The sequence below is a fragment of the Photorhabdus akhurstii genome (genome assembly GCF_018448925.1).
Lineage (GTDB): Bacteria > Pseudomonadota > Gammaproteobacteria > Enterobacterales > Enterobacteriaceae > Photorhabdus > Photorhabdus akhurstii.
This window is the reverse complement of sequence record NZ_RCWE01000029.1, coordinates 23,919-39,841: the sequence shown is the minus strand read 5'-3', so window position 1 is coordinate 39,841 and position 15,923 is coordinate 23,919. Positions and strand designations below refer to the sequence as shown.

General features: G+C 38.3%; 15 protein-coding genes. All 15 read right to left on the bottom strand.

All coding sequences use genetic code 11. The annotated features are described in order from the left end of the window. Positions 1-18: 18 nt before the first annotated feature. Entirely contained in the window at positions 19-441 is a 423-nt protein-coding gene (locus EAE93_RS20605) for a hypothetical protein (protein ID WP_214040469.1), read from the bottom strand. Next, on the bottom strand, positions 419-1,102 hold the full coding sequence (locus tag EAE93_RS20600; RefSeq protein ID WP_036814245.1) for a hypothetical protein: 684 nt from the start codon (positions 1,100-1,102) through the stop codon (positions 419-421). The genes EAE93_RS20605 and EAE93_RS20600 overlap by 23 nt, the downstream gene beginning before the upstream one ends. 361 nt (positions 1,103-1,463) lie before the next feature. Next, the gene (locus EAE93_RS20595) at positions 1,464-2,045 is read right to left on the bottom strand and encodes a hypothetical protein (protein ID WP_214040468.1); all 582 of its coding nucleotides are present in this window, start codon (positions 2,043-2,045) and stop codon (positions 1,464-1,466) included. Between the two features lie 168 nt (positions 2,046-2,213). After that, the gene (gene luxE, locus EAE93_RS20590) at positions 2,214-3,326 is read right to left on the bottom strand and encodes a long-chain-fatty-acid--protein ligase LuxE (protein ID WP_214040467.1); all 1,113 of its coding nucleotides are present in this window, start codon (positions 3,324-3,326) and stop codon (positions 2,214-2,216) included. Positions 3,327-3,422: 96 nt separating this feature from the next. Further along, on the bottom strand, positions 3,423-4,400 hold the full coding sequence (gene luxB, locus EAE93_RS20585; RefSeq protein WP_214040466.1) for a luciferase subunit beta: 978 nt from the start codon (positions 4,398-4,400) through the stop codon (positions 3,423-3,425). Positions 4,401-4,418: 18 nt separating this feature from the next. Next, positions 4,419-5,498 (bottom strand): luciferase subunit alpha, encoded by a 1,080-nt coding sequence (luxA, locus tag EAE93_RS20580; RefSeq protein WP_214040465.1) that lies wholly within the window; start codon positions 5,496-5,498, stop codon positions 4,419-4,421. A gap of 57 nt (positions 5,499-5,555) precedes the next feature. Next, complete coding sequence (locus EAE93_RS20575) at positions 5,556-6,479, bottom strand: acyl transferase (protein WP_214040464.1); 924 nt, start codon at positions 6,477-6,479, stop codon at positions 5,556-5,558. 13 nt (positions 6,480-6,492) lie between these two features. Then, positions 6,493-7,935, bottom strand: a complete 1,443-nt coding sequence (luxC, locus tag EAE93_RS20570; RefSeq protein WP_040148952.1) for a long-chain-fatty-acyl-CoA reductase LuxC — start codon at positions 7,933-7,935, stop codon at positions 6,493-6,495. Positions 7,936-8,702: 767 nt separating this feature from the next. Beyond that, positions 8,703-9,689, bottom strand: coding sequence for a hypothetical protein (locus EAE93_RS20565; RefSeq protein WP_214040463.1), 987 nt, complete (start codon positions 9,687-9,689; stop codon positions 8,703-8,705). Between the two features lie 69 nt (positions 9,690-9,758). After that, complete coding sequence (locus tag EAE93_RS20560) at positions 9,759-10,634, bottom strand: class-II aminoacyl-tRNA synthetase family protein (RefSeq protein ID WP_214040462.1); 876 nt, start codon at positions 10,632-10,634, stop codon at positions 9,759-9,761. Between the two features lie 184 nt (positions 10,635-10,818). After that, positions 10,819-12,570 carry a carbamoyltransferase family protein gene (locus tag EAE93_RS20555; protein ID WP_110090509.1) on the bottom strand — a complete coding sequence of 584 codons (1,752 nt, stop codon included), beginning with the start codon at positions 12,568-12,570 and terminating at the stop codon, positions 10,819-10,821. Between the two features lie 214 nt (positions 12,571-12,784). Continuing rightward, positions 12,785-13,969, bottom strand: coding sequence for a beta-ketoacyl synthase N-terminal-like domain-containing protein (locus EAE93_RS20550; protein WP_036814234.1), 1,185 nt, complete (start codon positions 13,967-13,969; stop codon positions 12,785-12,787). Further along, on the bottom strand, positions 13,959-14,708 hold the full coding sequence (locus EAE93_RS20545; protein WP_036814233.1) for a hypothetical protein: 750 nt from the start codon (positions 14,706-14,708) through the stop codon (positions 13,959-13,961). Before EAE93_RS20545 ends, EAE93_RS20550 begins: the two co-directional genes overlap by 11 nt. Further along, positions 14,698-15,558: a hypothetical protein gene (locus EAE93_RS20540; protein WP_214040461.1), complete on the bottom strand. Its 861-nt coding sequence runs from the start codon at positions 15,556-15,558 to the stop codon at positions 14,698-14,700. Before EAE93_RS20540 ends, EAE93_RS20545 begins: the two co-directional genes overlap by 11 nt. A gap of 61 nt (positions 15,559-15,619) precedes the next feature. After that, the gene (locus tag EAE93_RS20535; protein WP_046397594.1) at positions 15,620-15,868 is read right to left on the bottom strand and encodes an acyl carrier protein; all 249 of its coding nucleotides are present in this window, start codon (positions 15,866-15,868) and stop codon (positions 15,620-15,622) included. Between the last annotated feature and the right edge of the window lie 55 nt (positions 15,869-15,923).

Here is a 15,923-nt window from a genome sequence, read left to right as displayed (position 1 = left end):
AGGAAAGGCCGAAAATTCTTAATTTTTCTCAACTAAAAACAAAACGGTCTGCTTCGTATCATTTTGTTTTATATTTATGAGTACATTATCTTTACGCCAATATTCATCACGCCAGTATTCGTCAAAATATTTTTCAAAACCCATACTTTCAACATATTTTATCAACTCTGATTTACTATTCAAATTCACATTTGAAAAAACAATTTTATTAATCATTGTTGGCGTTCCATCAGGTGAATCGTAGTATATGACATAATCATTTGAAATTAAGGGAATATTCTTAATTTCATCAAAGGTGAACATATTATAATAAATAAAATTTTCTTTCGTATATGACAAGTTAACATTTGCAAGCGACATAATAAAAACCAGAGCACATCCAATGAGGACGGATATAACAACAATCATACGGATAAAACTACTCAATCGAAATCCCAGCATATTCCACACCTAAATTAACCCCGGTCTTTTCGCTAATATGTATGATATCATGACCTGTTTTTATATCACTGATGGGTGATATAGTATTTAAAAAACCAGGTAGAGACGTATAATAAGGTCTTGCATTATTTGGATATTTCTCAGGATTAGGAAACAATAATGGCTTAAAAATTTTATTTTTATATTTACCTATCGGGCCATAGTAATCCCATCGCTTAAATGCTTCCTCTTTACTTACTACACCTAACTGAGATAAATAATCAATGCCATTTACAGCCCGATAAAAACCAAGTAAATTAGAAATTAAATCTTCACCACTATAACCACTATCCGTAACCCAATTAAAAGGAAAAGAGTCTTGGTAGGATTCAAATAAATGAGTTGTATACATCATAATAGTAAGAGCAGCTCTCTTCTTACCATGTAAAGACAAACCCCGCCTGACTTTCCATCTTGTTATTTTAGATGTCCCATATTTACGCCCCTTCCCCATATATTGGACATATCTAATAGTAAAATATGACTCTTTAGTATCATCACCTGCATTTATAGCAGCCATTAATTTTCTTGCGTCATCACCTTTAGCATGCCCCAAATCGACCCATCCCAATTTCTCTGTGTAAACCAGTCTTCCGTGTTCTATATCAAACCTTGTGGTCATTATAACTCCCGTAATTTATTAGTGAGCTGTATAGAAACTTCGGTTCACGTACGGTTTCGTTCCACCTGTTAAACTATCACTTTCTGTAGAATATGATTATCCACTGTACCTGTAAAGTTTATCCATTTAGAACTGGGTGATAAGACGCTGTTTTCTACCTATCATACTTTATTTCTAAATCAGCTATTTTTTCTTCTGAATTATTGGGAACCTGATCAAGTTTCCCTGCCGGAGAATTAATCTGCTTTTTGATAATTGGTGGCCACCGTGTTGTCATTTCTATCCAGTGTTTGGGGTTAGTTCATAAATATCCGTGCTTTTTGCTTATATAAAAAACCACCCGAAGGTGGCTATTGTCGTCTCAAACATCTTCATCCAGTTTTTCACGATCTAATTCCAGTAATTCTTGGAACTCCTTTAATCCCCTTAATTCCTGGATTTTATTCTCGAAATCTGGGATCGTATGAACATCTGGACTCGTATAAATCAGTCGACTGGTTTCTATGCCTTCTTTGCTACACATTATATGTATATCAACTAATACCGTATTATTATCATAACCTACAGACATAGTTCCATTGTATTTGAGCGCATTTTCAAACTCTTCTTTTGATGGATACGATGATTCATTTCCATACTTTTTCTCTAACGATTTGCTTACTGGCTTCACGAGGCGGCCAATATCAATCTCTAATCTTTTAAATTTTCCATTTAAAAAAAATGCCATTGCTTCCTGCTTTCTGTTAGCAAACGAAAAGTCAGAACATGAATAAAGTGATACTTCTTCTATTTGAGAATTTTCCTCAAATTTTTCAAAATCACATAACCTCTTCGAGAGAAACTCTTCTTCTGTCATGCCAAACTTTGCATCTTTATACCCATCAACTGCCATTGCACCAAAGCTCATCATTCCCAATGCAAGCATAACTGCCAATTTTTTCATATTATCTCCTTTTGCTTAACGCAATGATAACAATGAGAACAGTGTTAATCCAACCCTACAAACCTCTATCAAGTCTCCAAATGTGGATGTTTTGGAGAATTTTTTCGCTATGCTCCCGGAGATTCGCTACCTTGCTATCGCAATGCATCTTGAAATCCATAGGGTATATCAACTATCAAATGCTTCGGTTAAGCTTAAAGCACACCCCTTTTGCGTCCTCGTATTAACACGACGTAAAATTTCAACGAGCACGCCGGGATAGTCACCATATTCTCTGCTAATTATTCCAACATCATCGGTGACAATAAATGCAGGATAACTCGTTGATGACGCATCCATATAACTCATCAAACCCGGCGTTCCATCAGGTACAGGTTTCAACGTTTCAGGATCAAGCGCTCGCGCATATACCCACGGCGGAACATGTTTACGTTGCATCTCATCTTCAAAGAAACAAGTGTTGAGTTCAACTTGATTAAATATATCGCGGATCTGACTAATATCACTGAGGCTGAAAGTATCGAATAAAAGATGATTAAAGTCATCGCGTTTCAGGGATTCTTTTTCGTAACTTTTCCAGCCGCCCCCCGTTATGATATAAAGGTTTTTATCTCCAGAAAATGAGATATTTTTATCTTTCATATAATGGCAGAGCAAATAAATAAAATATGGCGAACCGATAAGACAAATATCTTTCCCTTGATCTTTTATTCGCTCAAGACTATTCAGTGTTTTAACAAAATCTATTCGCTCTTCTGTTACGGTGAATGTCGTAGGATATAACAATTCCACCAAGCTCATAACATATTTAAACCAAATGTTACGCGCATTAAATCTATCTGGCCCCAAGTTGATCAACTCCATTTGATGATCAAACCAACTACCAACATATTTCATGCCATAACTCACAGAGCCTAAAAGTCTCTCAATACTTAATCTGTCACGTGCTACCTGACTTTTTAAACCATTCGTGCCGCTACTGGTAAACCAACTTTCAATCTCGTTTTCCTGAGACGTTAATAAACGAGTAAACTTAAAAACTGACGTTGGGAATACAGGTATGTCATCAATTTCCGTAATATTGTCATCGACTTTGTGTGCCTGACAGTAGTGACGATATTCTCGACAATGTTTGTAGTGATGACGAAACGCATCAAGCACAAGTTTGTTTCTGATTTTTTCTTGTTCATCATAAGACCAAGCTAATGGATCGCTCGAAAAAATCAAATCATCAATTTCTGAGCTTGCTGTAATTTCTTGTTTATCAACATATGAAGTCATACCTGTTTCACCTCTCCAGATAATATTAGAAAGTATGGCAGCACTGCTGTCATACTCTTTATTCCATGTGGTACTTCTTATTCCATATAGTACTTATTATTCCATGTGATACTTCTTAATATTATCATCTACAATATCGATTACCTCTTTTTGGCGCATCAAGTCACTGATTGGTTCAAAGGATAGCAATACATCTTTTGCTCCGCACTTTTCAATTGCCAACTTAGCCGCAGTTATACATTCCGTATAATCTCCGACAGCGTTTTCTGTAATTATTTCTTCAAGTTTCTTTTCCAAATTTTCATTCGGATGCATTTCAAGAATATAATCACAGATAAATGAACGTGTCTCCTCTTTGGCTTTCTTACTATCTTCGTTATAGTTAACCAAGATCATTAACTGATGGTCTATCTCTGATAAGTCAACACCATGTTTATCAGCAATGGCTTTATACCTCTCAGCATATTCATGTCTAATATCATTAGAATCATCCCACTTAAAGATGAGGGGAATGCCTTTTTTAGCCGCCCATTCAACAACATGATGACTCGTTGCTGTTACATATTGCTTAGGCCCGCCGGGCGTATAAGCATGGGGGTTGACTGATATTTTAGGGAAACTATAAAAGTCGTTATCTGGATTACAATAACCCGTTGTTAAAGCATCGTTAATAATTTCATAACACTCTTCAAATAATTGCTGTTGATATTTATCTGGGCGATTAAAAAAATGCATTTCATCTTTCTTTTCGCAATCACTAAATCCTAAAACAAATCTCCCTTCACTCAACTGATCTAATAAACCCGCTTCCTCCGCTATTCGGACAGGGTGATGAGTTGTAATGATATGATTCAATGAACCAATTTTAATTTTTTCTGTCAGACCGAGTAAAAAACCAGAAACAGTTAAAGGAGCACCGACAATACCATTAACTGAAAAATGATTTTCATATACCAAAATCTGTTTAAAATTCAACTTATCAACATATTCGGTTATTTCCTGCATGCGAGCTAAACTTTGCTCTTGAACAGTTGTTGAATTGATGAAGTTAAGGAAGAACAATCCAAATTTCATTTTATTTTCCTTAGCTAATTATAATAGCGAACGTTGTTTTTCTTTAAGAAACGGCATGACATCAGACTGGAAAAGCTTCATGGAAGCAATAATTTCGCCTACTGTTCCATTAGCTTCAAACCCACAACAAATATTTGATATTCCCGTGGCGTCAATGTCTGTTTGGATTATGTCAATGCACTCCTTCGGGGTTCCTACAGGATTAATTTCATAACTGTAATCAATGCGGCGGTTAGTATCTTTATGTCCTTTTAATACAAAGTCACGCCACTGCCCCTTATTGAAATCATAACCTTTTGTTTTATCTGAATCGTCAAAAATGGTCGTGGCATTCACATAAGAATCATACCAATGCCCCAGAAAATTCCGGCAAATTTCTTTCGCTTTAACTGAGTCATGATCTACAGATGTTATATATGATAAACAATGGTCGATATTATGAATATCGTGCCCATATTCTTGAGCCACCTCATTATAAAGCTCCATTTGAGCTCTCTTTTCGTTAGTATTTATGATCCAACTTAAGATCATCGGCAAACCGTGTTGAGCGGCCCATTCAGTGGTCGAAGCTGATTCAGCCACCACATAAACAGGCGCTCCACCTTTACTATATGCGGTCGGGTTTACTTTTACTTTATGGAACTTGATATGTTCATTGTCAGCTTCTACATATCCTTCCGTCATTCCGTTCTTTATCAACCCATACCAGTACTCCGTTAAGGCGCGAGTGTTATCCATATCCACGCCAAATACGCGAAAGTCTTTGTTGTAAAGCCCCCGACAAATACCAAACCGAAATCGCCCTTTTGACATTTGATCCAATAAATTCACATCTTCAAGTTGACGTACTGGATGGGCTGTAGGAAGAACAATAGCAGCGGTCCCTACATTCAATTTTTTGGTCGCGCCCAGTAAATACGCAGCAGCGACATAAGGGTTACCAAGCAAGCCAAACTCCGTGAAATGATGCTCAAGTAACCATACAGTATCAAAACCGCACTCCTCAGAAACGCGGCCTAATTTAACCAAACGCTGCATTACCTCTGTTTGAGAAAATTGGGGCGGTTGGTATGTAAGTAAAAAGTTTCCAAATTTCATAGGGAATCCTTATATTTCTATTTGAGTGATAGCGCCAACTATCTATCCCAATAGGCTTTAAGACAGCGAAATTGCTTGATTCTCAATCTCAATTTTCATTCGGCGTTCATTGACTGTCGCAATAGTTAAATGTTCAAATGATGGTTCAGTGATATTAATATCAATATCCAAACTACCATTATCCATCGCGATAGCGGCTTTCGTAACCGATTGATAAAAATTACGCAAGACTACTAAGTTCTCACCCAAATCATGTGAGCTTCCTAGCAGAGAATATATCTTGCATCGATTATTACGAATATTTGATAACAATGTGATGACTTCATCTTGCTTTACCCAATTGTCATTATTTGCAGTAAAAGCAATAAACGGTATATCCAGAGACCTCATGCTATTGATTGTAGAAGTTAAATCCTCCCAACCAAAATCAAGGCAATCTCTCGCAAAGACTTCAGCACCCAATTTATGGCCTTCAAAATCCAGATTATTCGGCAATTCATCAATAGGTAAACTGAGATAATCAAACCCTAACGCTCTTTCGAGAGTATATCGTAAGTTAACAACTCCAACCGCAGTAATTAAAAACGAAACATTGATTTCAGATAGGCTTGCGTAAACTATCCTTGCGGATAAGCTGGAAGCCAAAATACCACGGTGAGTTATTTTTCGTGCATTTAACCAATCAACCACGGCTAACAGGCTCTGTTTTCCTATAGACATGGTAAATTCATCTATTGTCCCTGAACTCAATCCAACATGGTGAAGTGAATCATAGCGGATTACATGAAACCCATTCCGCGATAAATATTCCGCCAGACCAGCAAAATGATCCATCCTTCGGGCAAAGCCAGACGCAATAATAATGGTATTGTTTCTCTTTGGGCTATTTTCTTCTGGCAGCGTTTCCCAGACATGAATTTTTTTATTTCCTTCAACGCAAATCACATGGTCGATGGTTTTATATCTGGCTTCATTTTCCATACTTTTTTACCTATTAAGGGACAAATACAAGGAACTTATCTTCTTCCAGGAATCGAGTCTGTTCTATTTCCACCGCAACATCCTTAGCCGTATAGTTAGCAGGTCTTTCATGAGAAATATATGTCACTAATCGTTGTAATGGTCTCATTCCATCATGAGAGCCGCCAACTCGAAATATGTTACTCATTCCGGCTTCTACAATTCTTTCCGCGCCTTTTAATGCTAATGCATCTCGATATTTAAGTGCTGATTCCCAGGGAAAAATAGAGACGGTTTGCGTCTTATTTTTTTGAACATAAGGTAATACTTGCTCAATATTATCGACATGATGAAGGTACACACATCTGCCAAGTGGTTGATTAAATTCCACACCTGCGCTTGACTCAATAATCATCCAACGTTGACGCGCATCCGCTTCTACTTTTAATCCAGCAAACAAGCTTTCTTTTTGGACTAATGAATAGGCCGCCTTTTCATCAAAATTTTTTTTGGCGTTTGGTAATATACGCGCATATAAGTTAAGTTTTTCTATCAACGCTAGCTTAAATTCTTCATAATGATTTCCCATGTAATATATGTTTTGGGCAGAAAAACAAGCTTGTTGATCGTAAAAACAGACATCATGAGCCGCGCCTGTCGCAGCAGACGTTAAATCATCAGGATTATCAATAATGCAAAAACTCTTCTTATGACCAAATTTAATCACATCAATATAGGGTGGCGCATGCTCTACAGCCCAATTAATTGCTTCTTCCCCTCCCCAAGCAACAATAACGTCCGCATGTTGCATAATTTCTTTCGCGAGTGATATATCACCTTGATGTTGCCAATATACAACAGACAAAGAGCGCGTTATTGGATGATTAGGGTCCACATCGATAAAACTCAACGCTAATGCACTGGCTGTAAAAGGATCGGCTGACGAGGTTTTTATAATGCATTGATTCTTGGTTAAAATGGCGCGCAATATAGACATAATCCCAGATAATGGGACATTACCTGCTAGTAAATGTACAGACTTACCTTTCGGAAAAGCCTTAATATAACTTTCATCCTGAGGTAACCACTCATCCATAATATGACGAGAACCAAGTTCATTGTTTACAACATCATAAAGACCGCCTTTAGAACATAAGATCATAGCTATCCAGTTGGCCTCTAACTTAGCCATTGCTTCTGAATATCCCATATATTTTTTTAAGTCACGAATGTATGTCCTGCGTCTTGAATATTCTTCATTTTTCCATCTCTGCCCTACCGTATAGAGAAAATTGATAATGTTATGCAACCGTAATTCATTATTTTCATTATAATCAATAATGTTTTTTACTTGAGAATTATTCAATATTGGCAGGTAAACACTATTATCACCAAAATTAATGGATTGCACTGAATCATCACTTTCGGGAAAGATTTCGACTTGGCCGTTAATAATGAATGAAATTTTTTTACTCATATTTGCCATCCATTTAATGGGGTTATTTCAACTTAAGTTGTTGTTTAATCATCTTGCAAACTGGTCGTACCAATACTTGTTTTTTATATTTTTATGTTATGACGATGTAAGTAATAAAAATATACAGAAAATCAGATTCTGATTACGGGACACCTGACCTGTAATTTTCGTCAGAATATGATAATACTCTGAATTTTCTACTCAAATCTGTTAATGTGACTGAACGGATCGTCAATATAATATCTACCTTTGCTTTAATACTTGTTAAAATAGCAAAGGAAAATTTTCATATCAACAAGATTTGTTAATGAAAAGTTTAAATTAAAAGAGTCACTATTCTTTTATGCGTGATAATACTCATGCAAATTATTAGCCTGATTATGCTCTCAAGATGTTTTATGCTATTTTTCAAATACCAATAGAATACATTGAATGGTAATGCCGCTCTTCACCACCAGATTTCTAGAAGAAAAGCTCAAGTTTAAAATACCTGAGCTTTTTATTTGTATACACCTACAATGGAGGGTCTATGCTCTTCCAATTAAAGCCGTTGCCTCTCGATCAGAACAAGCGTTGAGTAAAATTATCATCTGCGATGTCGCTAGCTGCGCTCGCCTCACGGATGGTACAAATTTGCCCATCGCTCAATAGTCCGTCATCTTTCTCATGGTGCGATACGTTGATATATCGTTACCAAATCCCCATCACTTATTCAACGTAATTATTAATTAACAGTATCCCCCAACACCGATATAAGAGATTCAAACTTAACCTTTATACCGATATAACTCTTCCCACATCATGTTAGTTATTTGCTCAATATGATCAAAACGCCCTGCTATTTTTTCCAATACTTGCGATGATAATGTGGCTTCAAACTTCAACGCTAAAATAGATAAAGCTTTCCAGTGATCAATCAATTCCGTGCACTGTTCAATCAAAGAAGGCGCAATATCAGCTCTGATTAAAGAGTGTTTTAACAAATTCAAATTAGGGATCACATACAATACGCTAATATGATCAAACAATCTTTTAGCCGCCCGGCAAGCTTCTTCCTCTGCTTGCTGAAACGCGCTCAGACATAATTTGCCATAATTTTTCAACGCGTCATAATATTCAGGCAAGGTATTAAATAATTCAGCCTGACGCGTCAGTAATTCCCTTACCGGCATAGCCTCCTGATCTTTTAGTGAATCAACAATATAAAAATTACCCATATGATCATAAGTTTCATTGGGCACTTTATCAGAAAGCGCTAAATAAAATTGCTCAGATGACATCCATGCCTCACAAGCATAGGATTCCCGATCAACTACTAAAGAATCGAAGATACGCACTTGTGAATAATCATCTGCAATAGCGCTGATCAGCACGGCATGTAGATATTCTGGTTTATTGGCGTAAGCCTCAGAATAAGATAAATGCGCCGAATTAACCCAAGCAACGACGCCTTTCCTGTGACGTAATAATTCATATAATTGACGACGCCAATGGGCGTAATCTATCGGTATTAAGACTATATCTGCGCCCAAATTCGCTGTGCCAGTTAGCCCAACAGTTTCAATCGAGCAAGTATATTCAGGCATATTCAGTGCATCATAACCACTACGAAATAGATAACCATTGCCAGCTTCAAAGATCTCTGCCTCAAAAATCTCTTTACCCTGTAAATTAAGTAATCTTGTCAAGCTACCGGTAAAACAATTTATCGCGACATTTGCGCATGATTTATCCATCACATTTTCCATGAGCATTTTATCACCTCGATACAATGGATTAATTTATGAATAGCGGACCAAATATATTACGCCCTGTAATCACTATTATTTTTCCTCCAATATTATTGCGGCTGCTTGTGCTATATTTTCGACGAGTAAGTCAGGTTCATAATTCAAAGTATGTGCTAACAGCGCCAAAAGTAATCTCTCCATCCCAAACGCAATACAAGCGGAATGCATAGAACTATCACTGGCACGACTGATAATATTGAAGTTGGTGGTAAATAAATCTCGGTGTAAATTTCGTGAACCAACGCTAACATTATATTTATCAAACCAAGGAATAAGTATTTCGCACTTGACGCCCATTGATAATTGTACTTTACGAGTAACTTTAGAATGCTCTCCATAAAATACATCGCTGGCTTTTTCTACCGAAAGGGAAGGAAACAGTAAGCGTAAGAATTTAACGGCTTGCCCAAATATCATTTCACAATGTGTTTCTACTTTTTCCTGTAGCCCCACCAATATTAATTCACGCATGGTAAAATTCCCCATACGGGTCGGCTCATCTTTAGCCGGTTCATATCGATGACATTGCCCTTTAGCCGTAAAATATTTCAGTTCCCAATCATGAATACTCTCTGCTAAATGAGCAAAGGTATGATAGCAAGTCGATGGGCTCAATACCCATGCATCCCCGCTATTTTCACTCATAGCATCGTGAGTTAAATGGGGATAAACATGCAATGGATTGCTAGGCAATTTATCAAAGAAACTGATACGCTCTAACGTGGATCGAGGTAACAATGTGGTGCATGTGTGTGAGGTAACAGATATTCCCTTACTTAAAACTTGTAAAAGTGCCTTATCAAGGAGTTCAGCAGCAGCATATAAACTGTCAGAAAACCGGTACCCGATAAGGCCATTCTGCGATTGCACAATTGATAGCAGCTTACGCTGTTGAAGTTCTTTTATCATATTTTTATATTACCTTTGCTGATCGATAGTTACGTTATGCTGCCCAGCAGACAATCTCTATTTTGCAAAAGGATGTGTTTCTATATCATCAAATATCATCTCCAGACATTTTTCTAAGATGATAAAGAAACACATTTGATGCCAAAATCAATTAACTGACATCTCAATCAGGACGCCATCAAGGTTATTCTTTCCATACGACAAACCCCTCAATATAAAGCTTATCCAGTGAGGTTTTCAAAAATGTCTCTACTGCAACCTCCGGTGACATAATAAGCGGCTGCCCCCTAACGTTAAATGAAGTATTCACCAGACAGCCATAACCGGTTATTTTCTGTACCTCTTTCAATAATCGCCAAAAGGTTGCGTTAATAGTACGTTCAACAAGCTGAATACGCGCCGTTCCATCAGCATGGACAATACCTGACACCGGCTTCATCATTTCTGGTTTTACTTTAGCGGTGCAAAGCATATATCGAGTTGGCGTTAAATTGCGTGTCTCAAAAATAGTGTCGCAATCCTCATCCAAAATTGCCGGGGCAAATGGACGGAAAGCCTCACGGAATTTCACGGTGCTATTAATTCTATCCTTTATTTTTTCACCTGCCGGCAGAGCTAAAATTGAACGGTTGCCAAGCGCCCTTGGGCCAAATTCCATTCGATCATGGAACCAGGCAATGATTTTATCTTCTGCGATATCTTGAGCCGCGGAAGCAAAATAATCATCATTCAGCCCCAAATAACGCCATTTCATGCCCGCATTGCCGCCATGCCGGAATAATACATTACGGACTTCATCGGTGGAGAAACGAGGACCGAGATAAGGATTAAAGTAAGGATCTGCGCCATTGTGGTATCCACCAGCCACAAAAAGCGCAGCGCCCAAAGCCGAACCATCATCACCCGATGCCGGTTGAACAAAGACGTTTTCTACACCATCAAGCTGACAAAGAGCTTGGTTTGCTTTGCAGTTTAAGAACGATCCCCCGGCAAGGCAGAGTGATGTTTCTCCCGTTTTTCGCAGCCAATAGGTCACTAACTGTTTCAACAACAGTGTAAATTTCTCCTGTAATCCGGCAGCAAAATCCTGATGAACATCCAGCAGAGGGTCATCTTCATTTCTCGTCGTCAAACCAAACATATCGCTCAGTTGTGCGATTGCACCGGGAAAACCATATTCCGAATTGTCAAATGCTTGCGGTAACCAGTTTATCTGTATCGTTCCACTCTCTGCATCGAATTGAGCCAATTTATTGAAAATATCGCGGTATCGCTCAGGATTACCATACGCGGCAAGTCCCATGACTTTATATTCATCACTATTAAATACAAAACCAAGGAACCGAGTACAGATAGAATAAAATATTCCTAATGAAGAGCTAATTGGCTGACTGTACAATTTCTGGAATTGCTGGTCTTTAGCAAGATAAACACTTAGGGATTCTATTTCGCCCATACCGTCTGAAATGACGCATAGTGCAGACGGGAAGCCGCTGGGATAAAAGGCTGACGCCGCATGAGCCAGATGGTGATCTACCCCCTGAAAACGTGATTCAATATTCTGCCACCCCTCTGAGGCCAATGCATTAATCACAGTTTTTCCACTAAAAGCCTCTTCAAACATTTTCTGATTCGACATGAAAAAACGGCGATACTTATCATAGTTAAAACCGTGGGCAATAACCTGTATATCATCTTGCGTAAGACCCGCTTCCGCTAAACAGTAATTAATGGCATTAGCAGGAAATCGGCCTGTTCCTTTTTCTCCGGTAAATCGCTCTTCCGCAGCCGCGGCAACAATTTTTCCATTAACCATCACACAGGCCGCACTATCGACTCCCTGGCAAATACGCTCGTCTAATTTACCTACGCCTGGGTAATTTTCTCGCATAAAATGTTGAGAATTGGGAAGGCCGCTGATACCTAATATAATCATTTTCTTCACCTCCAAATTGTTATACCCGTCATCTTTCAAGTTGCCTCTTTGTTGGCTGCACTCACTCACCCCGGTCACATAGTTATCTATGCTCCCGGGGATTCGCTCCCTTGCCGTCGCGATACACCTTGAAATCCATAAGGTATGTTTTTCTTTCATAAAAATTAAACTATGCGCTGCTTTATACTAATAGCCCATTTTGCATTACGAAGAATCAAGTCACCTTGCCAAATAGAGTAATGGCATTATTACCACCAAAACCAAACGCATTATTTTGTATATATTTTAAATTATTCTTCATTTCCATTTGACGAGTGATTAAATTAAATTGATATTCAAAATCCTCCGGTAAGATATTTGTTGGCGGCATAATTTGGTCCCTCAAAGATAAGCAAGCACTGACTGCGCCAATTGCTCCCGCTGTCGCCATCATATGTCCGATAGTGCCTTTAATGGCTGAAACCGCCGAATTTGGGAAATATTCAGAGAATATCGATGCTTCTACAGCGTCATTAGCCTTAGTCCCTGTACCGTGTGCATATATGCCACCTATATCTTTGGCTTCCACGCCTGCCGAATCTAATAGTTTTCTATGGCATTGAGTGACACTGTTAATATCAGGATTGGTCGGATGTAATGCGTCATTATTGCTGGCAGTAGCAATCAATTCAGCATAAGGCGATTGATATTCACCAACGTGTTTTCTATTCTGCAACACCAAAAAAGCGGCGCCCTCAGATATTGTAATAAAGCGCCTTAATTTCGAAAATGGACGGCACTGTTCCGCACCTAATGCATTAAGCATGTAAAAACCTGACCACACCTTTTTTGAAAAAGCGTCTCCGCCTCCAATGACGGATGTTGAGACAATGCCGGCATTCATCATGCGTAGTGCTGTTTCAAGCGCAATATTTGCTGACGCACAAGTATTATGTATCGTCATGGAAGGCCCGAATGAACCAATTGCACGAGCAACATTATCGGAAACGGCGTGACTCGAATAGATATTCGAACGCCAATTTACCGGCACACCTTCAACTAATTGATCAAGAATATCCGCCTCAGCCTCATTATTACCCACACACACCAAGGCATTGCGCAATTCAGCACACCCTGGCTGCAATCCTGCGTCCGCTATCGCTTGAAGTGCGGCATCGACAGCATATAGAGAAGAATCAGGGACCTGTGGGCCGGTACATTTCGGCGCCCTGGCTTTTATATCCAGACGCCGCTCAGCCGAAATTCTTCCAGCAATAAAATTTGGCTTCAAAGAAGGATAAATCGGTTCCAGTCGAGTAAAATTTGACTCGCCGGCACATAAATTTTTCCAATAACTTTCGACGTCTATACCAATTGGAGTAACGACGCCAAGACCTGTAACATATATTTTATCCAACATCGTTCTCCTTTTTCTTAATTGATACTGCGTCAGTTATCCAAAGTAATTTTTCCCCTTCACGATATGCCCTGGCATCCCAACACATTATTGAGCCAAATCGAGTTACTTTAGTCTCAATAAACACAGGAGAGTTAATATGTTCGATATCAGGATCGAAGGCCAACTCACCAAATTTGGCAAAAACATAATCGCCTGCTGTTGAAATACTCTGTTGCTGACGCTGCAAAATTAATGCTAAATTCCCCATTGCCTCGACCAGAATAATCAAAGGGAAATAATGATATTTTTGCAAATAAGCCGCTTCACCGCGCAATGATTTCATATCCAGGCTGCAATTCGCTCTGTTTAATCCATCATTAACATAGACTATTTTCGGCAAAAACCAAAATTCGGGTTCACGCAATGATGGTGATAATAGAGAAGATGCGTAAAAAATTTTTTTACTTTCACCTTTTGCATCTTTGCCAGAATAATTCAGGAGAAAAGAAAAACAGCGTTGTTCCGATACCATTGCAGAAATTTTATTTTCCTCTTGGCGATATTGGATATTTTCATCAGGACGTATAAATTGATGAAAAAATAGATTTCTTAAACTGATAAAATCGGCAGATGCATCAGCCATCTCTTTACAAAAAGCGGCGACTGGCAAGATCCCTGGAACAATAGGATTACCGGGAAAATGATATTTGAATATTTCATCTTGAGGTGAAAAGACATGGTTAATACGATTAATCATCATTGTGTATAACCCTTACGCCTGAAGCATTCATGTTATCGATTACAATAAATACAACAGCATCTCCTTTTTTACTGAGCTTAATCGCCCCCATAAACTCATGAAACAGAAAAGCGCTGTTATATTCTTGATATTCAATTGCATTATTATCTTCAACAACATGAATTAATGCGTCATTCTGATCCAACGTATTGTATATAAATATCTTGGTATCCGGTGACAAAGCATCACACTGTTTTTTTATCTCTCCCACTGTTAACCCGAAGAAAAAATCTGCCGTAAATTGTTTTCCACTCAATAGCGTTGCACACATCACACCAGAAGATATTGACTTCTGATTGCTGATTTTCTTTCGTATATCATCAAGTGCTTCTGTGCAATAAACATCACCGCAAAAGAGGTAGCTGGCGCCTGCTGATCTATTATGCAAATTAAGCAATGCTTGCATGAATACCATTACCGGGGTTTTACTGCCTGCATTTAATGTACAGTTTCCTCCCGTCACCTTCTTGTCAATGTTAATAAAGGTTGAAGCTGAACTGGTGGTAGCATAAGGGAATTGTTGAGCCGATACCGTTTTATCATTGTTCATGACCTGCCGTTGAAAACGAAGCATCGCTTCAAGGTTGCCGTATTCTGTCCCCACAATCACCGATTCATTTTCTGCATGTCTATCTTCTGCAATAAACTGATTCGCCAAGTAGGTACAAACGCGGCTAAAGTCGTCACGAAAACGATCACCTTTATTGCTTACAAATTCAGAAATATCAGCGGGAAGAGAAAATTCCCCCTCTCTCTCATTCCGAAATATATTCGGATAAATAGCTAAATTTTCCACGTTAAAAGTCAACATTTTCCCTCAACTTATTATTTGAAAAATAGAGAGTTTTTGATTATTGATTAAGTCAACCCGATTATTGCAGGTTATTTTTTATTTCCTCCCATAACTCACCTACAGTTTGAATACGGGCAAGCGCATCTTCAGAAATCTCTTTGCCAAAGGTTCGCTCAACTGACAAAATGACATCAATTAACTTCAATGAGTCAATGCCGAGATCACTTTTCAACACTTTATTCGATGTTATTTTAAAATCGGAGTCTAACTCAGCAACATTCACCAAAATACTCGCTAATTCTTCATTAACCATGTCAATATTATCCATATCACATCCCCAATGATGTTTATTCAAATCTAATGGTTTAAAGATCTATTTATAT